The sequence below is a fragment of the Thioclava sp. JM3 genome (assembly GCF_002213185.1).
In the GTDB taxonomy this organism is placed as follows: domain Bacteria; phylum Pseudomonadota; class Alphaproteobacteria; order Rhodobacterales; family Rhodobacteraceae; genus Thioclava; species Thioclava nitratireducens.
In genome coordinates this window covers 15,761-36,028 of sequence record NZ_NBOB01000002.1, presented here as the reverse complement: position 1 = coordinate 36,028, position 20,268 = coordinate 15,761, and the positions used below count along the sequence as shown (strand labels likewise).

General features: G+C 60.6%; 19 protein-coding genes and 1 pseudogene. 8 read left to right on the top strand and 12 right to left on the bottom strand.

Annotation, left to right across the window (positions count from 1 at the left end):
• Positions 1 to 124: 124 nt before the first annotated feature.
• The 4 genes from B6V73_RS03515 to B6V73_RS03500 form a co-directional block, all read right to left on the bottom strand.
• Entirely contained in the window at positions 125 to 1,561 is a 1,437-nt protein-coding gene (locus B6V73_RS03515; RefSeq protein WP_088722078.1) for a TrkH family potassium uptake protein, read from the bottom strand.
• An 8-nt stretch (positions 1,562 to 1,569) separates the two neighbouring features.
• Complete coding sequence (locus B6V73_RS03510; protein WP_088724541.1) at positions 1,570 to 2,904, bottom strand: TrkH family potassium uptake protein; 1,335 nt, start codon at positions 2,902 to 2,904, stop codon at positions 1,570 to 1,572.
• Between the two features lie 3 nt (positions 2,905 to 2,907).
• Positions 2,908 to 3,603, bottom strand: a complete 696-nt coding sequence (locus B6V73_RS03505) for a TrkA family potassium uptake protein (RefSeq protein ID WP_240496939.1) — start codon at positions 3,601 to 3,603, stop codon at positions 2,908 to 2,910.
• A 228-nt stretch (positions 3,604 to 3,831) separates the two neighbouring features.
• Positions 3,832 to 4,773 (bottom strand): DMT family transporter, encoded by a 942-nt coding sequence (locus tag B6V73_RS03500; RefSeq protein ID WP_240504090.1) that lies wholly within the window; start codon positions 4,771 to 4,773, stop codon positions 3,832 to 3,834.
• A 643-nt stretch (positions 4,774 to 5,416) separates the two neighbouring features.
• Here B6V73_RS03500 and katG point away from each other — a divergent pair.
• Positions 5,417 to 7,591, top strand: a complete 2,175-nt coding sequence (gene katG, locus B6V73_RS03495) for a catalase/peroxidase HPI (protein ID WP_088724540.1) — start codon at positions 5,417 to 5,419, stop codon at positions 7,589 to 7,591.
• A gap of 314 nt (positions 7,592 to 7,905) precedes the next feature.
• Here katG and B6V73_RS03490 read toward each other — a convergent pair whose 3' ends face one another.
• Positions 7,906 to 8,349 (bottom strand): YtoQ family protein, encoded by a 444-nt coding sequence (locus B6V73_RS03490; protein WP_088724539.1) that lies wholly within the window; start codon positions 8,347 to 8,349, stop codon positions 7,906 to 7,908.
• A 247-nt stretch (positions 8,350 to 8,596) separates the two neighbouring features.
• On the opposite strand from B6V73_RS03490, the gene B6V73_RS03485 reads away from it, so the two are divergent.
• Complete coding sequence (locus B6V73_RS03485; RefSeq protein WP_088724538.1) at positions 8,597 to 9,406, top strand: M90 family metallopeptidase; 810 nt, start codon at positions 8,597 to 8,599, stop codon at positions 9,404 to 9,406.
• Between the two features lie 75 nt (positions 9,407 to 9,481).
• Here the strand turns inward: B6V73_RS03485 and B6V73_RS03480 are convergent, their stop codons facing one another.
• Together B6V73_RS03480 and B6V73_RS03475 are read right to left on the bottom strand one after the other, a co-directional pair.
• The gene (locus tag B6V73_RS03480) at positions 9,482 to 10,621 is read right to left on the bottom strand and encodes a glycine cleavage T C-terminal barrel domain-containing protein (protein ID WP_088724537.1); all 1,140 of its coding nucleotides are present in this window, start codon (positions 10,619 to 10,621) and stop codon (positions 9,482 to 9,484) included.
• A 141-nt stretch (positions 10,622 to 10,762) separates the two neighbouring features.
• On the bottom strand, positions 10,763 to 11,266 hold the full coding sequence (locus B6V73_RS03475; RefSeq protein WP_088724536.1) for an Lrp/AsnC family transcriptional regulator: 504 nt from the start codon (positions 11,264 to 11,266) through the stop codon (positions 10,763 to 10,765).
• 302 nt (positions 11,267 to 11,568) lie between these two features.
• Here B6V73_RS03475 and rlmF point away from each other — a divergent pair, with 302 nt between their 5' ends.
• Together rlmF and B6V73_RS03465 are read left to right on the top strand one after the other, a co-directional pair.
• Positions 11,569 to 12,474 (top strand): 23S rRNA (adenine(1618)-N(6))-methyltransferase RlmF, encoded by a 906-nt coding sequence (gene rlmF / locus B6V73_RS03470; protein ID WP_088724535.1) that lies wholly within the window; start codon positions 11,569 to 11,571, stop codon positions 12,472 to 12,474.
• 490 nt (positions 12,475 to 12,964) lie between these two features.
• On the top strand, positions 12,965 to 13,591 hold the full coding sequence (locus tag B6V73_RS03465) for a DedA family protein (protein WP_088722085.1): 627 nt from the start codon (positions 12,965 to 12,967) through the stop codon (positions 13,589 to 13,591).
• 322 nt (positions 13,592 to 13,913) lie between these two features.
• On the opposite strand, the gene B6V73_RS03455 is transcribed toward B6V73_RS03465, so the two are convergent.
• Positions 13,914 to 15,170, bottom strand: coding sequence for an RNA-guided endonuclease TnpB family protein (locus B6V73_RS03455; RefSeq protein WP_088724534.1), 1,257 nt, complete (start codon positions 15,168 to 15,170; stop codon positions 13,914 to 13,916).
• A gap of 26 nt (positions 15,171 to 15,196) precedes the next feature.
• Here B6V73_RS03455 and tnpA point away from each other — a divergent pair, with 26 nt between their 5' ends.
• From tnpA to B6V73_RS03440, 3 genes are all read left to right on the top strand, one after another.
• Positions 15,197 to 15,601 carry an IS200/IS605 family transposase gene (gene tnpA, locus B6V73_RS03450; protein ID WP_088724533.1) on the top strand — a complete coding sequence of 135 codons (405 nt, stop codon included), beginning with the start codon at positions 15,197 to 15,199 and terminating at the stop codon, positions 15,599 to 15,601.
• Between the two features lie 197 nt (positions 15,602 to 15,798).
• On the top strand, positions 15,799 to 17,715 hold the full coding sequence (locus B6V73_RS03445) for an SLC13 family permease (protein ID WP_240504089.1): 1,917 nt from the start codon (positions 15,799 to 15,801) through the stop codon (positions 17,713 to 17,715).
• Between the two features lie 330 nt (positions 17,716 to 18,045).
• Positions 18,046 to 18,474, top strand: coding sequence for a response regulator (locus B6V73_RS03440; protein WP_206185558.1), 429 nt, complete (start codon positions 18,046 to 18,048; stop codon positions 18,472 to 18,474).
• 20 nt (positions 18,475 to 18,494) lie between these two features.
• On the opposite strand, the gene B6V73_RS03435 is transcribed toward B6V73_RS03440, so the two are convergent.
• A complete protein-coding gene (locus B6V73_RS03435) occupies positions 18,495 to 18,923 on the bottom strand; it encodes an ATP-binding protein (protein ID WP_206185557.1) in 429 nt (142 codons plus the stop codon).
• Here B6V73_RS03435 and B6V73_RS21065 point away from each other — a divergent pair.
• Positions 18,871 to 18,984 (top strand): annotated as a pseudogene (locus B6V73_RS21065) (LysE family translocator); the annotation flags it as partial. The gene B6V73_RS03435 and the pseudogene B6V73_RS21065 overlap by 53 nt on opposite strands.
• A gap of 158 nt (positions 18,985 to 19,142) precedes the next feature.
• Here the strand turns inward: B6V73_RS21065 and B6V73_RS20690 are convergent.
• The 3 genes from B6V73_RS20690 to B6V73_RS03425 form a co-directional block, all read right to left on the bottom strand.
• Entirely contained in the window at positions 19,143 to 19,304 is a 162-nt protein-coding gene (locus tag B6V73_RS20690; protein WP_157771557.1) for a hypothetical protein, read from the bottom strand.
• Positions 19,305 to 19,371: 67 nt separating this feature from the next.
• Positions 19,372 to 19,590: a hypothetical protein gene (locus B6V73_RS03430; RefSeq protein WP_075777128.1), complete on the bottom strand. Its 219-nt coding sequence runs from the start codon at positions 19,588 to 19,590 to the stop codon at positions 19,372 to 19,374.
• 56 nt (positions 19,591 to 19,646) lie between these two features.
• Positions 19,647 to 19,853, bottom strand: coding sequence for a cold-shock protein (locus B6V73_RS03425; protein WP_088724530.1), 207 nt, complete (start codon positions 19,851 to 19,853; stop codon positions 19,647 to 19,649).
• Positions 19,854 to 20,268 lie beyond the last annotated feature (415 nt).

Below are 20,268 nucleotides of genomic sequence, written 5' to 3'. Positions count from 1 at the left end.
ACGCAGCACAAGATGACGCGAAGCTGCGTCGGCGATGATCTGTGACCCGATCCCGAGACTTCCAGGGCCCGTGGATCGAGCTTCTCAGCTTTGTTCAGAGTGACGGACTGCCCCCCCTTGGAGATCACGCCCGTTCCCCCAAAACCGCGATCTCACGCCAAAATTCGGGCTTGAAGAGCACCAATACCGTGAGAATTTCCAGACGTCCGAGATACATCCCGAAGGTCAAAATTATCTTCACGGGATCGCTGAGGGAGGAGAAATTCCCAGCCGGACCGATGATTGGTCCGACCCCTGGTCCGACATTTGCCAAAGCCGTCAAAGCTCCGCTGGTCGCCGTCGCAAAGTCGAGACCGAAAAAGCCCAGAAGCGTGGTGAGCCCTAGGAACGTCGCCATATAGATAACGAAAAAGGCGATAACGCCCGCGAGGACGTCATTCTCGATCACGCGCCCTTCGTATTTTATGGAAACAACCCGACGCGGTAATCTAATCACTTTCATCTGTGCGCGCGCCGCCTTGGAAAATACGATCCAACGCATCGCCTTGGCGCCACCCGCGGTCGACCCGGTGCAGCCCCCTACTGCAGAGAGAATGAAAAAGGCAACAACCGCGAACGGCCCCCAGACAGTGTAGTCGGTCGTGGCGTAGCCTGTGGTCGTCACGACAGAGACGACGTTGAAGGCGACCATGCGAAGAGCGGTCAGCGGCGGCGTTCCACTTGTCCAGACGAGCCAAACCGTCAGCCCGATGATGACGACCCCCAAGGTGAGCAGCATGGCTTCGACCTGCTCGCTTCGAACCGTCCGCCGATAGATGCCGCGGATATACCATGCGAACGGAAAGGCCCCAAGCAGCATGAAGAGCGTCGCCGTCCATTGCAGGAATGGGCTGTCGAAATGGCCGAAGGACGCGTCATAGCCCGAATATCCACCGGTCGACAACGTGGTCATGGCGTGGGTCACCGCGTCGAAGAAGTTCATGCCACCAGCAAGGTAGGCAAGCGTACAAAGCCCGATGAGGGCTACATAAATCTGCAGCGTCACCGAGGCGAACTTCGCAGTGTTGCTCAGTTCTTTGTCCCCTTTGTCCGAGCTCTCGGTGCGGAAGAGCTGCATGCCGCCGACCTTCAGGATCGGCAACAAGGCGATGCCGGTGACGATGAACCCGACGCCACCGACAGCCTGAAGCAGCGCTCGCCACATGATGATGCCGCGCGGTGTGGTATCGAGACCGCTCATCACCGTAGAGCCCGTCGTCGTAATCCCCGACATCGCCTCGAACAGAGCATCCACGGGAGTGAGCGACCACATTGCGAGCGGAACGGCGCCGGCAATTGCGGCGGTAAGCCAAACCGACGACGTGAGCAGGAAAGCGTGAAGCCGCCCCAAACCGAGAAAGGACGAGCGGGAGGCGACGCTGATCGTCGCACCCAAAGCGCCCACCAGTGCGCCGGAGAGCGCAAAAACCTTGGCTGTATCCGAAAAAAGAAGCGCATCGATGCCCATCAAGGCGGCGAAGAAAACCAGTGTAAGACCGTTGATGAAAGATACGAAATTCATGATTGGTCCTAGCCGAGATACACCGTTCCGGCCGGATAGCCGATCCGTCGGGGCCGCCGTGTGGCAAGCAGGAAACCGAGGGTGAGAGGACCTACGCGGCCCACGAACATCACCGCCATGATGATAGCGCGTCCGGCGCCATCAAAATCGCCAGTGATGCCGCGCGACAAGCCGACGGTGCCGAAGGCAGAGGTGGTCTCGAAGGCAAGATCGAGAAAATCGCCTTCATGGCAGAGCAGCAGTGCGAAGAGCGCGCAAAGGATCAGCAGAACGCTGATGATCGCGAGGGCGAGAACTTTCATGACCTGATCGAGACCGAGCTCGCGCCCGAAGACCTGGATACTGGAACGCTGCCTGAAGAAGGCGACCGTGGCGAGCAGCAGGACGATGAAGGTCGTGACTTTTATGCCGCCGCCGGTCGACGTGCTTCCCGCGCCGATGACCATCAGCGTCATGAACATGAGCGAAGTGCCGTCTGTGAGATTGCCGATCTCGACAGTGTTGAAGCCCGCCGTTCTCGTTGTGGCTCCCTGGAACCAACTGGCCCAGAGCCGATCGGACCACGAGAGGCTCCCCAGCGTGCCCGGATTTGTCCATTCCATAATCCCGAATGCCAGTGCGGACCAAATGAGCAACGCTATCGTGCCGACAAGCATCAGCTTGGTGTGCAACGAAAAGCGATGCCAACGTCTTACCCGCCAGATATCGGAGGCGACCGTGAAGCCGAGGCCGCCAAGTATGTAGAGCGCTGGAATGGTAAGATTGATGATCGGGTCTCCAACCCATTTGCTCAAACTGTCCGGGAAAAGCGCGAATCCAGCGTTGTTAAAAGCGGAGACCGAGTGGAAGAGCGCTTGCCAGAGACCCTCGCCCCACCCTGCCTCAGGCACGAAAACCGATGCGAGGAGCGCGGCGCCAACGAATTCGCAAATGAAAACGACCTTGAGGATCATCCGGGTCAGTGCCAGCAAATCCGTCGCGGACGTCTGATTCAGATCCTCTCTCAGATAGAGCCGATGGGTGAACCCCACTGGCAGCCCGAACATCGACAGGATCAGCACGGCAAAAGTCATCAGCCCGAGACCGCCGAGCTGGATCAGCAGCATCACCACGGCCTGACCAAACAGAGTGAAGGCGCTTCCAGTATCGACAACCGCCAGACCGGTCACGGTTACCGCGGACGTGGCAGTGAAGGCCGCATCAGACCACGTGATCGGGGTGGTCGTCGCAAAGGGCAGCTTCAGCGCAGCGCAGCCAAGCACGATGAGTCCAGCATAAATGAGGATCAGGACAAGAGGTGGTGCGAGATGCGGAGCCTGACGCTTGGAATAAATGCGCGCCATCGGTCATTTACCGTCACGCAAGTCGTCTCCGAAATGCCGCAGATCGGACCGCTTGCCGAGCAGCAGAAGCTTGTCACCTTCACGCAGCGTGAGCTCGTCACTATCGCAAGACAGATACTGGTTCTCGCGCATGGCACCGAGGGCCCTGAGGTTGTATTTCTCGAGAATTGCGGCGCTGCCGACGACTTTGCCATCGAGCTTCGCCGGAACGTTCAGGTCGACCACGTGATAACCGTTCCCGAGGCTCACATAGTCCCGCACCAAGGGATTGTGGAGCATCTGCGCGATGTGCTGACCGACTTCCTGCTCTGGCAGGATTACACGATCCGCACCCAACTTGGTAAGAATGCGGTGATGCGTGCGATTGAGTGCCTTGACCCAGATCGTCTCGACACCGAGCATTTTGACGTTCATCGTGCAAAGCACATTGGCCTCGAGGTCTTCACCAATCGCAACGACAGCGACGTCGTAATTGCCGACTCCCGCCTCACGCAACGCCGCCTCGTCCTTGCCATCGGCGATTATGGCCTCTGTCAGGGTTTCTGCGAGCCTCGTAACATTTCGCCCTTCGATGTCGATCCCCAGGACAGGGTTGCCGAAGCGGGCGAGTTCGCTCGCCACAGTGCTTCCAAACGTCCCAAGGCCGATTACGGCGAAGCTACGGGTTTTCAACGGTTCTGCCTTTCGGCTGTTGCGGATAACGGCAGCAAAACGCCATACCACCCCCGAATGCAAGCCTTCGGGCAAGACCATCTCCCCCTGATGGAAGCCACTTCCGTGAGATAATGGCGAGCCACTTGACGAACGTGATGCGCCAGCAAGGAGGAGATAGCCGTCTCCCAATTCTTGGCGCACTTGCTGGTATGACACGCTCTATCCGCCGCAACGCGACAGATTGGCATTACGACGGAGAACGACGCCGCCGCCTCAGGAGCGCGCACGAAACTCCTTTTCGTCAGGCCCGTCCTGCACCCTTTCGCGATGGAAGACATAGATTCCGGATGCCAGGATGATCCCGGTGCCGAGGAACGTGAGCCCGTCGGGAATGTCGCCGAAGACCAGAAACCCGAGGACTGTCGCACCAACGATCTCGAGATACTGGAACGGGGCCAGTAGGCTCGCCTCGACGCGAGAGAACGCAAAAGTGATCATCAGGAACGTCACTGTCGACAGCGCCCCGGCGGCGAGCACCGCATAGCCCGTCCAACCGGGCAAGAGAGGCAGGTCCGGAGCGAGCCCGCTGAGATGGCGGAGTATCTCGATAAACAGCAGGAGGCCCGCGGCGCAGAGCGAGGCGCCCAATTGGAAGCTCAGGGGGGATTGCCCGCCACGCGCCTTGCGCAGGACGATCATGTTGAGCGCATAGCACAGGGCGGCCAGCAGCGGCAGCAACGCGACCGGACCGAACACGGCAAAGTTCGGCCGGATCACGATCAGCGCGCCGACGAGCCCGACCCCGACGGCAGCGAAGCGACGCGGGCCCGGAACCTCCCCAAGGAACGGCCCGGCAAGCAAGGTGAGAAGCAGCGGCTCGACGAAGAAGATCGCGATCGCCGTGGCGATGGGCATGACCTCGAAAGCGGTGATGAGCGAATAGAGCACGGTCACGATCAGCCCGGCCGAGATGAGGGACGCCCCCGAGAGGATCGGACCCGCGAGGTGACGACGCATGACCCACGCAACCGGCAGGAAGAACGCGGCCTGTGCCAATGAGCGCAGCAAGGTGACCTCGAAAGGCGCAATGACCGTGGTGAGCGATTTCGAGATCGCGTCCCCCACCGGCAGGAGCGCCATTGCGAGCGCCATAGACGCCATTCCGATACGCTTTTGCTCGAAGGTGGCGGTGCTGGGAGTTGCGGATAATGCCATGATGCCTCCTCGGCGCCGTCCGAGGTATCGGTAGGCGCGCGCGACAGGTCCGGGCGTTCAGGACAAAAACGGGATCGGGGCGAGACGCCATCTCGCCCTTCGATCGTTGGTATTGCCGGGGCCTCGCCCGGTCAACCTTTTCCGGCGCGCCAACCACGCCGACCCGCGATCCGCCAAGACAAAATCGACGAAAGCTTCCCGGCTTTTTTCACGTAACATCTGCCCGTCCAGGGGGCGGACTCTCATCAGCATGTCCGAGTTGCTCGTTAGCCCGGGCCGTCACCCGAATAAAATTAGTCCACAGGTTCGTCGCGAGAGATCACCGAGGCCGTTCTCTCGCATAGAAGCGTTCCGCAGGGCAGCCGTCCTTGGCAACCCTCTCCAAACCAAGAAAGACCGAGAGCCTTACGGCGACGAGCGAAAAACGCCCTGAGAACTTCGGTTTCGCCACTACACCACGAAACCATAACTTTAGCTTATGCCTATAATTATAATTTACAAATTTTTATTTATCACAACGCCTGCTATCACCATCATCTAAGATGTGAATTCACGTGCCCGGGCTCCATTCGAGTAAGCTGCGGCACGTCAGACCTCGACCGGTCTGTTCGATCAACCCCGTGCTCAGCAGGAGGAAGCACAGATGGACGGAAACGAAGTGAACACCGGCGGCAAGTGCCCGGTGATGCATGGCGGAAATACCGAGCTTGGCTCGAACGTGATGAATTGGTGGCCGCAGGCGCTCAACCTCGACATCCTGCACCAGCATGACACCAAGACGGACCCGCTTGGGCGCAGCTTCGACTATGCCGAAGAGGTCGAGAAGCTCGACTATGAGGCGCTGAAAGCCGATCTGCATGCGCTGCTGACCGAAAGCCAGGAGTGGTGGCCGGCTGACTGGGGCCATTACGGCGGGCTGATGATCCGTCTCGCCTGGCACTCGGCGGGCTCCTATCGTCTCGCCGATGGCCGCGGCGGCGCGGGCACCGGCAATATCCGCTTCGCACCGCTCAACTCCTGGCCCGACAATGCGAGCCTCGACAAGGCCCGTCGCCTGCTCTGGCCGCTCAAGAAGAAATACGGCAACCGGCTCAGCTGGGCGGACCTGATCATCCTCGCTGGCACCGTCGCTTATGAAAGCATGGGGCTCAAGACTTTCGGCTTCGGCTTTGGTCGCGAGGACATCTGGCATCCCGAGAAGGACACCTACTGGGGCGCCGAGAAGGAATGGCTCGCGCCGTCGGACGAACGCTACGCCAATGTCGACAAGCCCGACACGATGGAAAACCCGCTCGCCGCCGTGCAAATGGGCCTGATCTACGTGAATCCCGAGGGCGTCAACGGCCAGCCCGACCCGATGAAGACCGCGGCGCAAGTCCGTGAGACCTTCGCGCGCATGGCGATGAATGACGAGGAAACCGCCGCGCTGACGGCGGGCGGCCACACCGTCGGCAAATGCCACGGCAATGGTGACGCGTCGGCCCTCGGCGCGGAGCCGGAGGCGGCCGATGTCGATCAGCAGGGCCTCGGCTGGTTCAACCCGAACCTCAAAGGGCAAGCGAGCAACGCGATCACCGGCGGGCCGGAAGGCGCGTGGACGACGAACCCGCTCGAATTCGACATGGGCTATTTCGAGATGCTCTTCGGTCACGAATGGGAAGTCACCCAGAGCCCCGCTGGTGCGAAACAGTGGAAGCCGGTGGACATCGCCGAAGAAGACATGCCGCGGGATCCGTCGGACCCGACCAAGCGCCGGATGCCGATGATGACCGACGCCGACATGGCGATGAAGGTCGACCCGATCTACAACGAGATCTGCCAGAAATTCATGGCCGACCCCGAGTATTTCAAGGACACCTTCGCCCGCGCCTGGTTCAAGCTGACCCACCGCGACATGGGCCCGAAGGTTCGCTACAAGGGTCCGTGGGTGCCGTCGGAAGATCTGGTCTGGCAGGACCCGGTCCCCGCCGGTTCGACCGATTGGGACGTCGAGGCTGTGAAGGAGAAGATCGCGGCGTCGGATCTGTCTGTGGCCGAACTGGTCTCGACCGCATGGGACAGCGCACGCACCTATCGCGGCTCGGACATGAGGGGCGGCGCCAATGGCGCGCGCATCCGTCTGGCTCCGCAGAAAGACTGGGAAGGCAACGAGCCTGCGCGTCTGCAGAAGGTGCTCTCGGTGCTCGAACCGATCGCGGCGGAAGCAGGTGCCTCGGTGGCGGACGTGATCGTGCTCGCGGGCAATGTCGGCGTCGAGAAGGCGATCAAGGCGGCTGGTCACGACATCGCGGTGCCCTTCGCACCGGGTCGCGGCGACGCGACCGACGAGATGACCGATGCCGACAGCTTCGACGTGCTCGAACCGCTCGCCGACGGCTTCCGCAACTGGCTCAAGCAGGACTACGTCGTCTCGCCCGAGGAGATGCTTCTGGATCGTGCCCAGCTGATGGGGCTGACCGCGCCTGAAATGACCGTCCTGATCGGCGGCATGCGGGCGATCGGCGCCAACCATGGCGGCACCAAGCACGGTGTCTTCACCGACCGCGAAGGCCAGCTGACGACCGACTTCTTCGTCAACCTGACCGATATGGGCTATAGCTGGCATCCGGTGGGCGACGGGTCCTACGAGATCCGCGACCGCAAGACCGGCGCGGTGAAATGGACCGCGAGCCGCGTCGATCTGGTCTTCGGCTCGAACGCGATCCTGCGCGCCTATGCCGAGGTCTACGCTCAGGACGACGCGAGCGAAAAGTTCGTGGAAGACTTCGTAGCCGCCTGGACGAAGGTGATGAACGCCGATCGCTTCGATCTCGCCTGATCGTCTGGCTTGAAAAAGTCGCGCCCCTCGCAGCACTGCCTGCGGGGGGCGTTTTTGTTTGGACGATCAGCGAGACTCCGGTCCCAGCTCAGACCGACGCCGGGGGCGACCAGCCCCGGGCAGCGCCCGACCTCGGGAGGGCGCTTCTGCAGCGGCACCGCGCGCTCAACAGTTGGTCGGATGTGGCCCAATAAAGCGCAGACCACCCATCTAGTGCTAGCGCCCACCCGAGGTCGGGCGCCGCCCTCATCACAAATTCGCTCGCGCTGCCCGGGCCGCTCACGCGGCTGATCCGGGCGGGGCACCGTTGCGCCTTACAGCGCCGCCGTCGTCACATAGCGCAGGGCGCGGGCCACCTGTTCGGGCGTGCGCGCGACCGCATTGGCCGCAGCATCGACCTCCTTGAGCGCATGGTCATGCTCGGGTGGCTGAAGCACGATGATCGGTTTGCCGAGCGCCGCCGCATAGCCCGCGTCGAAAGCCGCATTCCACTGCTTGTATTTCTCGCCGAAACAGACGACGAGCACGTCGCAGCGCTCTATCCCGGTGCGAATCCGGATCGCGTTGAGCGACGCGCCCTTGCGGTCATGCCAGAACTTGTCCTCTTCGGCGCCGAAGATCTCGACCCCGCAATCATCCGAAGCGCCGTGATCGGTGACAGGCCCCGACCAGTCGATATCCAACCCCTTGCAGGCCGACTTCACCGCTTCGCGCCAATCGGTATGAATTTCGCCCGCCAGATAGACATTCAGTTTCATCGCATCCTCTTTTCGCTGCCGCGTGGGCCCTGCTTCGAGCCGCTTCGCATTCGGCCGGAATCTTCGGGGATCGGGACCAGCTTGGCAACCTACGCGGTTTTTCGGATTCGCATTGGGGAGGCAGGATATCGGAGCTTTCGGGCTGTTAGACTAACCGGTCCGGCGCGTCTGTTTGGATGCGCCATTTGCATTATTCTCTGCAGATATCTACGCCATCAAATAGACCAGCCGAGATTGGACCGCGGTAATGACAGCTTTGCTTATCCTCGTGATCATTGCCACAGGCTGCATTGGATATCTCCTCTGGTTCAAGCGACAGAAGCGCGCCCATCTACTGAATACCGCGCTTCCGGAGCCTCAGCGTGTCATCGTGCAGCAGCAGGTCCCTTTGATCCGGAAACTACCGCCCGACCTGCGAGATCGCCTCGAAGGCAAGATCAGTCTGTTGTTGGACCAAGTCGACTTCATCGGCTGCGATGGCTTGGACGTGACCGATGAAATGCGGCTTTCCATCGCCGCCCAGGCCTGTCTGCTCATCGTCAATTCACCGAGCTGGTATGACCACCTTCGCACTATTCTGATCTATCCCGGAGCCTTCAAGTCCCGGCAGGCTCAGCGCAACGGTTATGTTTTGACGGAACGCGAGACGATCCGAACCGGGGAGAGCTGGGCGCGCGGTCCGGTCGTTCTGTCTTGGACGCACGCCCAGAGGGGGGCCTTCAACGATCACGATGGCCATAACGTCGTGTTTCATGAATTTGCCCACCAGCTCGACGATCTTTCGGGACGCACTGATGGAATTCCGGCGCTCGAAAAAGACCAAAGCTTTTCTGGCTGGGTGACGGTATTCGCAGAGGCATACAAGCACCATGTTCAGCAAGTGAGCCATGGGCGCCGGACCGTGATCGACACTTATGGCGCCGAGGGACCGGAAGAGTTTTTCGCCGTTCTGGTCGAGGCATTCTTCGAGCGACCGGTGGAGCTCAAACACGCCGAACCCGCGCTCTACGACCAGCTGACGACATACTTTCATCTTGACCCCACGACCTGGGCCTGATGGCCCGGCGCACATTTATGAAACGCCCCCACCAATCCCGTAGGTTGGAAGGGGCTTGTGGCGATGGCTTTGGGGTCATGCTGCCGCGAGCGCTTTTTTCGGGTCGAAGAAGGGTCGCTCAACCACGGTGGCGAGGGTCGGACCGGATGGCAGAACCACTTCGACCTTCGTGCCGATCTGCGCGTGGCTCACACCGACCATCGCCAGCGCGATATTGCGCTCCAACCGGGGCGAGTAGATGGCGGACGTCACCTTGCCGATCTCCTCGCCATTCTGGTTGATCTGCCAGAAGGTCGTGTTCGGCCCCGCCAGAGGCTCCGCGTCGATGACAAGGCCCACTTGCATCCGCGTCACACCCTCGTCGCGGATGGCTCGCAACGCTGCCTTGCCGATGAATTCGGCCTCCATATCGAGATTCACAAGTCGGTCGAGACCGAGCTCGTAAGGATTGGTGTTGATGTCAGCATCAGCATGGTAGGAGAGCATGCCTCCCTCGATGCGCCGAATGGACGAGGTGTGACCCGGCTTCAGCCCGAACTTCACGCCCGTCGCCATGATCCGTTCCCAAAGAGCATCCCCCTTGGAACCGTCGCGGAGATAAAGCTCATAGCCCAGCTCGCTAGACCATCCGGTCCGGGAGACCACCAACGGGATTCCATCGAGCTCCAGCTCACGCAGCCAGTAGTATTTGAGGCTCAGGATTTCGTCGCCGAAGAGCGCCTGCATGATCTGGCCGGACTTCGGTCCCTGAAGCTGCAGCGGCGACACGTCGGGTTCGCAGATCTGCACGTCGAGGCCGGAATGCACGGCGACGCCCTGCGCCCAGAGCAGGATGTCGCTATCGGCAAGCGAGATCCAGAAGTGGTTTTCGGCCAGCCGCAACAAGATCGGGTCGTTCAGGATACCGCCCTGTGCATTGGTAATCAGGATGTATTTGCACTGGCCGACAGCCATCTTGGACAGGTCGCGCGGCGTGAGCATCTGAACGAAGCGCGCCGCATCGGCACCCGTGATCTCGACCTGACGCTCGACGGCCACGTCGCATAGGATGGCATCGTTGACCAGGTTCCAGAAGTTCTGCTCGGGGTCGCCGAAGTCGCGCGGGATATACATATGATTGTAGACGGAAAACCCCGTCGCGCCCCACCGGACGGTGGCATCGAAATAGGGGGATTTGCGGATCTGGGTGCCGAAGCCGAACTCGTCTGCCTTCATCGTTTTGCGCCTTTGCTGAAGCCCGATCTGTCGATCCGGGATGCGGTGGTAGATGACTCGGATTTAAGCGACGAAATCGGCGCGCAGCGGTCCAAATGACGGGCGTTTTCAGGACCGTTCGGACTGAAATCGCAGCCCGTTTCAGGCCGTTCGGTCGGCCGGAACCGGCCCCGCCATTTTTGCTATGTTCGGGTGGGACGCTTTGACCACGCGAGTGGCGATGTAGGTCATGTAACGATCGACTCCGAGTTCGGCATCCATCATGTCCTGCATCAGCACCTGGAATGCCGTGAGGCTCCTGCAAACAGCTTTCATCACGTAGTCCATTCCGCCGCCCGTCGCGATGCATTCGGTAATCTCGTCGTGGCGATACAACCACGCTTCGAACCTTTCGAAATCGGCCTTGCGATGATGGGTCAGGGAGACCGTAACGACCACTTGCGTAAAGTCGGCGACCCGCTCAAGCGCGATATCGGCGTGATAGCCCCTGATATACCCCGCCGCCTTCAGCCGATCGAGCCGTGCCCAGCAAGGCGTCGCCGAGATGTTCACGATTTCGGACAGGCGCGTCTTGCTCAACTGCCCATGGCGCTGAACGGCACTCAGGATACGGATATCGGTGGCGTCGAGGCCCAGCTTCTTCACCGTGTCGTCACTTTCCTTCTCGGGGGTCGAAAGGGAAATTCGGCATCCGTCTCCCTCGGCAAAAAATTTCTAGAAGATCTTGGCCAATTGTCAGTCCAGTTTGCGACCCGAACTTTACCAAGGACGACGTCTTTCGGGTCGGTTGATGTCCTGTAGCAGGCCCCGAGGAGCTGCGCCGCAGTGGTTGGTGCCTTTGTAAAGTTCTGGTATGGCCGTTCGGGCATTCCTCACGCCGCCATGAAAACCTATGATCGCATACAGTTGGACGCGTTTTCCCCACCAATATGCATGAAGGTTTTTCGATGGCCATCAAACCGATGTTGCACCCACGCAATCAACACCGGGAGGGGTATGACTTCGAACGGCTGATCGCGCAGTCACCCGGACTGGAGGCCTTCACGACAAGAAATCCCCGCGGCCGGATGACGATCGATTTTTCGGACGTGGACGCGGTCCGCATGCTCAACCAGGCGCTTTTGCTAACGCATTACGATATTGAGTTCTGGGAGATCCCCGCCACTTACCTCTGCCCCCCGATCCCCGGGCGGGTCGATTACATCCATTACCTGGCGGATCTTCTTGCTGAGAGTAATGGCCGAAAGATCCCGCACGGGCCTGACATCAAGGCTCTGGACATAGGGACAGGTGCCAGCATCGTATATCCGCTGATTGGTCAACATGAATATGGCTGGGATTTCACCGGGGTCGACATCGATCCTGTCTCAATCAAATCGGCGCACCAGATCTGCAAGCGAAACGGCCTGAACATAAGGCTCAGGCGCCAGAACGATTCGGAAGATATCTTCAAAGGGGTCATAGAGCCCGATGACATCTTCCACGTCACCCTGTGCAATCCGCCGTTTCACGCGTCACTTGAACAGGCAGACAAGGGCAGCCGGCGGAAGTGGCGGAACCTTGGCAAAGGGCACTCGAAAAAACTCAATTTCGGTGGCCAGAACGCAGAACTTTGGTGCCCCGGTGGCGAGATCGGCTTCATCGCCAGAATGATCGAGCAGAGCATCGATTTCGCCGATCAATGCCTATGGTTTACCTCCCTGGTCTCCAAGAAAGATAACCTGCGGCCACTCTCCAGACTGCTGAGGAATGCGAAGGTTGCCGAATTCAAGGTCGTCGAAATGGGACAGGGGCAGAAGATAAGCCGGTTTGTTGCCTGGACCTATTACCCTGAATCGCAGAGAACCCTGTAAGTGGACCGGGTTCGTCAATAGGGATTGTCTGTATCTTCCGGTCTTCCGTGCGCTCGCCGAGCACTGTGAGAGGCCGCGGCATGTCCGTCTTCTTGATAATGGCTCCCGATCGCGGCGCGGGTCGCGCCTTGCACTGACTTGTGACTGGCGCAGACAATTGCCGTCAGATCAACGACCTGTTTGAGGTCACCTAACGGAAATGAGGCACGACGAGCTGTTCGCCAGTTTAATTGGACCAAGCATCTTAAATGGACTAAGCATCCGCGCCCTGCGACAAAGCCCGCCCTCGCAGCTCATCGGAAAAAAGGAAGCCGAAGGGGCGCGGCTTGGACACGCTTTCGCGAGATTTCTTTCCCGTCCTCGTCGCCGCTACACCTTCCTCTAACGCGCCTAGCCGCAGGACAGGCTCCGTGCCGAGCGCCTTGGAAAGTCGCTTCGATAACGCGCAGCTCGGCGATCCGACCTCGTTTAGCAGTGGAAAGAACAGGACATGTTTTCAGGACTGATGGCAGCCATCGCGGGCTTCATAACCCATGCAATCAGCTCCATGGGCTATGCCGGGATTGCTGCTTTGATGGCGATTGAATCTGCCTGCATCCCACTCCCTTCTGAAGTGATCATGCCCTTCTCGGGCTATCTCGCGTCCACCGGTCAGTTCTCGCTGCTCCTTGTCGCCACCGTTGGTGCGCTCGGCTGCAATATCGGCTCGACGATCGCCTATCTCGCCGGTGCCTATGGCGGTCGCAAGGCCGTGGAACGCTGGGGGCGCTACATCTTGCTCAGCCCCTCGGATCTGGACCGGGCCGATCGATGGTTCTCCCGTTTCGGCAGCGCCGCCGTCTTTATCTCGAGGCTCTTGCCGCTGGTGCGAACCTTCATCTCCCTCCCGGCCGGCATCGCACGGATGCCGTTCTGGAAGTTCCAAATCTACACATTCATGGGCTCGTGGCCCTGGTGCCTCGTCCTTGCCTATGTCGGCCTCAAGCTCGGCGAAGAGTGGGACAAAAGCCCGGCCCTGCGCAACACGATGCACGCCCTCAACGGTGTGGTGCTGGTTGCGATCCTGGTAGGCCTCGGCTTCTACGTCCGGCGCTTCTTGAAAAGTCGGAAGGCCTAACTGCGGGCGAGAGCGCGCCTTGGCGATGATCCCGCCCTCACCGAGGTAGGCCTGTTCGACATCGGCGGGGTAGCCCACGATGGTGATCTTGATGTCGCTGGCCTCGGCCACGGCGCCGGGACTGTCACACCATGTCGCCCCCTTCGCGACGAGGGCATCGCCCTTGGCGCGGGTGCGGTTGTAGATGTTGAGCGGATGCCCGGCGGCGAAGATATGCCCCGCCATGTGCTGGCCCATGATACTGAGTCCGATGAAGCCGACGCTGAGTTTCTCTTCTATGAACCTGCCGCTACCAATCTCGTAGGTTGGAAGGGGTTTCGGATCAGGCAGCTGCCTGATCCCCGACCGTCCCGGCCGGGTTGATCGTTTCCGCGTTCTGGCGACGTCGGCTCTCCGCGAGCCCCCACCGCAGCAAAACGAGGGCTGCGGCTTCGTCTCGCCCGAGACGACAGCCACAATTGCAATCATGGTGGCGCTGCGCGAGCGTCTTCTTGCGCACCGCGCCGCAGTCCGGGCAGCGCTGTGACGGCTTCAGCTCTCGCGTCTTCGCCTCGAAGAACTCCGCACCAGCTTCTTCCGCTTTGTATCGGAGCATGTTCAAAAAACCGGCCGGAGCCGTGTCCAGGATCGATCGGTTCAGGCCCGCCTTCTGGGCCACATTCCGCCCCGGCGCCTCCGCGGTTCCGCGGGCCGAGCCGGTCATGTTGCGCACAGCCAGCGCCTCGGTCGCGATCAGGCGGTGCCGCCCGACGATCCGCGCGCTCGTCTTGTGCAGGAAGTCCTTCCGTCGCGCGGCGATTTTTGCATGACGACGCGCCAGAGCGCGGCGATGCTTCCGCAGCGCCCGTCGGGAGATCTTTCGCGCCCGGGCCGCGGACGAGAGCCGGCGCTGCTCAGCCTTGAGGTCATCGGCCTCGAGATCCCAGTGGCGCGGGTTCGGCAGTTCCTCGAAGGCGCCGTCTTCATGCGCGAGCGTGGCAAAAGTCGAGACACCCCAGTCGAGCCCCACCGCCTGCCCCTCGGCCGGCGCGCGCTCGGCGCAGCCGGTCTCGACGACCACGTTGAGCATCCAGCCATGGACTGTCCGGGTCACATCGGCCTTGATCACACGGCCCGGCGTGCGCGCGACGCCCCGCATCCGCATGCGCCCGATGCCAAACAGCGTGGCATGGCCATGCCGCCCGCCGTCGCGCATCTCGACCCTGAAGCCGTTGCCGTGTTCCTTGTAGCCCCAGCCACGGAAACGCTCGGCGCTCTTGAAGCGCGGGAAGCCCGGTGTTTCCCCCGCGCGCAAGCGGCGAAAGAAAGCCTGGAAGGCGAGATCCAGGCGCTTCAGAACGACCTGAGCCTCGTGGGTGTGGACGAGCCCGCGCCAGCCCTCGAGGCTGAAGCGGATCTCCTTCAGCGCCTTTTCCTGGTCGGAGCGCGAGACCCGGGTCTGGCTATGCCGCCAGGCGCCGATCCGCTCCTCGAGCGCAGCGTTCCACAGGTCTTTCAGCATCAGGTGCTTGCGCGCCAGCGCCGCCGCCTGGGCGGGCGAGGGGTAGAGCTTGAAGGAGAGGGATCGAGTTGCGGTCATGGCCCATTTATTATATTGGTTCCGACATGTCGGATCAATCCTATAGTCGCACAAACAATTGCGTTTTCAGTCTCCACTACCATATGGTTCTGGTGACGCAGCAGCGCCGCGCAGTGCTGACATCCGAAATGCTGAAGGCGGCAGAGGTCGCGATCCGGGAGCGCTGCGATGTTCGCGGCGGCGCGCTGGAGGAGTTTTGCGCGGAGGCCGACTACATCCACATCCTGTTCTCGTTGCCGCCCGCCGAGGCGGTTGCCGATTTTGCGAATGCGGTGAAGACCACCACCTCGCGGCGTCTCCGGAGGGACTTCCCGAGCCTGAAACGCCTTGGCGGCGCTCTCTGGTCTCCAAGCTACTTCGTGAGCAGCTGTGGCAGCGCCCCGCTGGAAACGATCAAGGGATATGTCCGCTCGCAGGAGCGAGATGACTGACCTCACCACCCCGAAGGGCTCCCCCACCAATCCCGCAGGTTGGAAGGGGCTTGTGGTGAGGTCTTTTGGTCAGATCGGATGGACCGGGACCAGGTCGTCTGGCGATCAGCGAAAAACAGAGCGAAGAATTCCGACCTTCGCGCTGGCAAGGCAAGATAAATGCGTGCGAAATTCCATCTGGTGCGTATCGAAGGCATGTGGTTCCTGCCATCATAGCAGCGGACCTCACGACCAAGGACCGCAGGATGACAGCGCCACAAATCACCTTGTTTGCGATTCTGGCCGGAACCCTCTCGCTGTTTCTTTGGGGGAGGCTTCGCCACGACCTGGTTGCCTTGGCTTCGCTGATGGCCTGCATCTTGACCGGGTTGGTTCCGGCCGATGCGGCGTTTGCGGGATTTGGCCATCCTGCCGTGATCACGGTGGCCTGCGTTCTGATACTAAGTCAGGGGTTACAAAATACCGGGGCGGTAGACTGGCTGGCGGGGGCAATTCTACCTTCCGAGGCAAAGCGTCTGACCAGCATGACGGCGCTCATAGCCCTTTCGGCTGTTCTTTCTGGCTTCATGAACAACGTCGGAGCGCTGGCGCTTCTCATGCCGGTCGCGATCCGGCTCGCCGGGCGGCTGGACCTGACACCTGGGCAGATGCTGATGCCCCTGGCCTTTGGCACGATCCTCGGCGGCATGACCACGCTGGTCGGCACACCGCCCAACCTGATCGTCTCGGGTTTTCGCGCCGAAGCCGGATTGGGGCAGTTCGGTATGTTCGACTATGCCCCCGTAGGTGTGGCGGTCGCCGTTGTCGGCGTGGCGTTCATCGCGCTTCTGGGATGGCGCATCGTGCCTGCCCGCAAACCGATGAGCACGGCAGGTTTCGATACCGGCAGCTATCTCACCGAGGTTCGGGTGCCCGAAAAAAGTAAGGCCGTGGGACTGACCCTGCGCAAGTTCGAACGCGGGATTGAAAAAAGCGGCGCGCAGATCATCGGGCTAATCCGCAACGACGTGCGGATGACCGCGCCACATGGCGGACGGCGCATACAGGCGGACGACGTTCTGATCCTGGAGGCCGAAGCTCAAGAGCTGGGCGAAGTATTGTCGGCCTTCGGCATCACGCTTGAAGAGGAGGAGAGCGGGTCGGCGCGAGCGGAAAGGAAAGCCGGAGAGACGACGTCACAGACCGAAAACGATGAAGCCGAGAGCAACACGTCCGCCGAGGACACCGCTGCAGCGACGAAGCCTTCGGACCGCGACGAGGATATCGTGTTGCGCGAATTCGCGGTGCTTCCGGGCTCTACGATCGTCGGGCAGTCCGCGACAGACCTGCGGCTGCGGACGCGCTACGGCCTCAATCTTCTGGCCGTCTCACGGGAAGGACGCCCCCCGCGGACGCGGCTGCGGACGCTTAAGCTGAAGCCCGGCGACCTGCTGATGATGCAGGGGCCCGCCGAGATCATGGCCGACTTCATGAACGAGACCGGCTGCGCGCCTCTGGGAGAGCGGGAATTGCATCTTCCCAACGCGCGAATGGCGATCATCGCCAGCGCGCTCTTGCTTGGCTCTATCGGCATTGCCACCTTCGGCCTGCTGCCGGCATCCGTGGCCTTTACGTTGGGGGTTCTGGGCTCGATGCTCCTGCGAACCGTGCCGCCCGGGCAGGTCTACAAAGCCATCGACTGGCCAGTCATCGTCCTGCTGGGATCGCTTATCCCGGTGGCCGGCGCGATGCAGACCACTGGCGCGGCAGATGTTCTGGCGCGTTTTCTGGTCGAGACGATCGCGCGCGGGAACTCCATCGCGGCTCTGGCGGCAATTCTGGTCACCACGATGTTCCTATCGGATTTGATGAACAATGCGGCCACAGCAGCGGTGCTGAGCCCAGTTGCCCTGGGCATCGCCGCTTCGCTCGACGTGAACCCCGACAGTTTCCTGATGGCGGTGGCGATCGGGGCATCTTGTGCTTTCCTCACGCCGATCGGGCATCAGAACAACACTCTCATCCTCGGGTCGGGCGGCTTTCGCTTCGGCGACTACTGGAAGCTTGGACTGCCGCTCGAGATGATCGTCGTGGCCGTAAGCTTGCCGCTGCTACTGATCGTCTGGCCACTTTAGACGCTCGCGAGGGCACCTGCTGACCAGCTGCCGTTTATTGGATACTAGAAAGCGAGCCCCTACTTCGCGGCAAGTCTTCAAAGCCATCCCCAATGGCCGCAGCCAAGTTCCAAGCCACACGGACCGGGCTCTGATCGCGGATCATCTCGCGGATTAGCGCCGATCTCGACACGACTGCCGCATTTGTTGCCGAGCGCCCCGTGACGTCCCATACCGACCCCGCCGTTTTGACCGTGACTGACGCGACACGCACCGAGAATAGATAAATATTAAATTCGCAAGGGAACCTCTCATGTGCGACAGCGTTGGCTAACGTATTCTGTATGCCAGATGCTCTTCCGCTATGGCGTGTTGTCCTTGTGTCTTGGCAAAGCGCACCTCTTCCTCAGGCACCAAGGTGAAGCGATGCGCAATGACGCAATCAAGGTGCTCGTCGTCGAGGACGAGGCCATCATAAGGATGGATCTCGTTCTCGGGCTCGAAGAACTGGGCTACGATGTGATCGAGGCGAACTCCGCTGATGCTGCACTCAACCTGCTAGAAGCACGGCATGAAATTGACCTGCTAATTACCGATATCGATATGCCAGGCAAAATGGACGGAGTGGGACTCGCGCATGAGGTGCGGCGCAGGTTTTCCGCGTGCCAGATCATCATCATGTCGGGGCATTCAGCGCCCGAAACATTAGACCTGCCCAAGCGCAGTGCTTTTGTGTCAAAACCGATCAGCCCCGGCGAACTCGCCGCGGCCGTCACCTGACGAAAAACTCTCAATATCCTCTATTGCGCCTGAGACGGCATCCGCAGCGTGAAGGTCGTGCCGGCTGAAGCGGTGGACTCGACGGTCAACTCTCCATCGTGGGCCCGCGCGATTTCGGCCGCGATGTAAAGACCGAGCCCCAATCCCTGCAGGCTGCTCTGCTTTCCGGGTCGCGAAAAGGGCTGGAACAGCGAAGCCCGAACCGCATCTGGGATCGGCGCGCCTCGGTTATTGACCGAGAGGAACAATTCGCCGCTTCTTTCAAAGCCCCGCACCTGGATCGGCTGGCTTCGGTCGCCATGCGTCACTGCATTGCCCAACAGGTTCGACAGCAATTGCCCGAGGCACTGCGGATCCGCGACGATCGGATTTGGCAGGTCGATATCGCTCTTGAGCGGAACGGTCGTTCGGCGTTGGTTGTCGAACCCGTTCCGCTTGCGGGTCTTCAATTTCACGATGGCCGCTCTGCTCGTCGGATCGCTCTATCCGGTTCTCTTATTAGAATTCTGACGGTAGAAAACCTATCGCTAAGAAAGCGAAGCGGCAGGAGTTTCCTCCCGCCGCTTTGCCTCCCGACAAGTCGTGTGGCGAGCATCGTTAAGTTCTTGTGAAACCTCACATCGCTCAGCCCTCTTGCCAGGAACTCCGGTCCCTATTTTCAGGGAAGACTATTCCTGAACACCGCCCGACAGGGCGCTGCGCTCGTCCGATATCTTTTCTTCGGACAAACTCCGGAAGAAGTGGTGCCAAGCAAGGGCTGCATGGCCCTTGGAATGCGCGTGGTCCTTCGTCTGGGACTTCTTGCCCGCAGGCATTTTTTCGACAGCCATATTTCGGCCCTCCCTTTAATCCCCGAGAGATACTCGGGAAATTCCTGTGGATGACCGAAATATCCGGTCAGCGTCGTGGCTTCTTCCCGCGCGGAGCCTCTGCCGCGGCACTTTCGTCTGCATCCCGCTCCATGCGCGCCGCGCGCAAGGTCGCGGTCAGCTCCGCTCTTTTCTCGGCGTCATCGTCACGGATGAGGCGCACTGCAGCATCCGTCTTGTCCTGAGCCGTCGTGGCTTTCTTGGGCAGATCACGGAAAAAGCCGTCCACATTGTAATTGCGGGGCATATGCCCTCCTTGGTTGCGAAATCCGGCCCACCGGGCCGGATATGGAACCTTTGCGTTCAGCCGAGCGCCAGATCGCAGGCGGACTCACGCCCGTCGCGTCCGGTTTCGATCTCGTAGGTGACGGCCTGTCCGTCATCGAGCTGCGAGAGGCCCGCGCGCTCGAGGGCCGAAACGTGGACGAAAATGTCACGTCCACCGGTCTTCGCTTCGATAAAGCCGAAGCCTTTGGTCTGGTTGAACCACTTCACGGTGCCATTGGCCATCGTGATGTCTCCTCAAATATTGCGGTCCGCGGAATGCGACAGCCCGGCTCAGTCAATTCAAAAAGGCAGACTGAAGCCAAGTAGGGAGACAGGTTGCAGAAGGGAATAACGTAGCTCGATCTGTCTACGCCAGTTTGACCCATTAAGCAAAGGAAATGCGCGGCACTCCATCGCGCTACCCGGCCTCGCCCTGACGAAAGCCGATTAATATCGGGCACAATCAATCTGTTGTGCGAAAACGCGGGCGCGCACTGCAATTTCCTCGCAATCGCGGCGCCGATCGCTTATCTGTGAACTTGCATATCTTAATTCTCGGACCCTGTTCCTTCCGGCTCAGCGACGATCTTGAGCTTTGTCGGGCCGCGCGTTTTCGAAGGCGGCATAAGGAAAAGGAGCCTCACCCGGCCCATAGCGC

What these genes read in the sequence shown, in the direction of transcription:
- B6V73_RS03510 (WP_088724541.1), bottom strand. Translation starts at nt 2,904, where the DNA reads ATGGCGCGCATTTATTCCAAGCGTCAGGCTCCGCATCTCGCACCACCT.
- B6V73_RS03480 (WP_088724537.1), bottom strand. Translation starts at nt 10,621, where the DNA reads ATGAAGGCAGACGAGTTCGGCTTCGGCACCCAGATCCGCAAATCCCCC.
- B6V73_RS03440 (WP_206185558.1), top strand. Translation starts at nt 18,046, where the DNA reads ATGCTCTTCCGCTATGGCGTGTTGTCCTTGTGTCTTGGCAAAGCGCAC.
- katG (WP_088724540.1), top strand. Translation starts at nt 5,417, where the DNA reads ATGGACGGAAACGAAGTGAACACCGGCGGCAAGTGCCCGGTGATGCAT.
- tnpA (WP_088724533.1), top strand. Translation starts at nt 15,197, where the DNA reads ATGTCGGATCAATCCTATAGTCGCACAAACAATTGCGTTTTCAGTCTC.
- B6V73_RS03485 (WP_088724538.1), top strand. Translation starts at nt 8,597, where the DNA reads ATGACAGCTTTGCTTATCCTCGTGATCATTGCCACAGGCTGCATTGGA.
- B6V73_RS03500 (WP_240504090.1), bottom strand. Translation starts at nt 4,773, where the DNA reads ATGGCATTATCCGCAACTCCCAGCACCGCCACCTTCGAGCAAAAGCGT.
- B6V73_RS03490 (WP_088724539.1), bottom strand. Translation starts at nt 8,349, where the DNA reads ATGAAACTGAATGTCTATCTGGCGGGCGAAATTCATACCGATTGGCGC.
- B6V73_RS03455 (WP_088724534.1), bottom strand. Translation starts at nt 15,170, where the DNA reads ATGACCGCAACTCGATCCCTCTCCTTCAAGCTCTACCCCTCGCCCGCC.
- B6V73_RS03430 (WP_075777128.1), bottom strand. Translation starts at nt 19,590, where the DNA reads ATGCCCCGCAATTACAATGTGGACGGCTTTTTCCGTGATCTGCCCAAG.
- B6V73_RS20690 (WP_157771557.1), bottom strand. Translation starts at nt 19,304, where the DNA reads ATGGCTGTCGAAAAAATGCCTGCGGGCAAGAAGTCCCAGACGAAGGAC.
- B6V73_RS03465 (WP_088722085.1), top strand. Translation starts at nt 12,965, where the DNA reads ATGTTTTCAGGACTGATGGCAGCCATCGCGGGCTTCATAACCCATGCA.
- B6V73_RS03515 (WP_088722078.1), bottom strand. Translation starts at nt 1,561, where the DNA reads ATGAATTTCGTATCTTTCATCAACGGTCTTACACTGGTTTTCTTCGCC.
- B6V73_RS03425 (WP_088724530.1), bottom strand. Translation starts at nt 19,853, where the DNA reads ATGGCCAATGGCACCGTGAAGTGGTTCAACCAGACCAAAGGCTTCGGC.
- rlmF (WP_088724535.1), top strand. Translation starts at nt 11,569, where the DNA reads ATGGCCATCAAACCGATGTTGCACCCACGCAATCAACACCGGGAGGGG.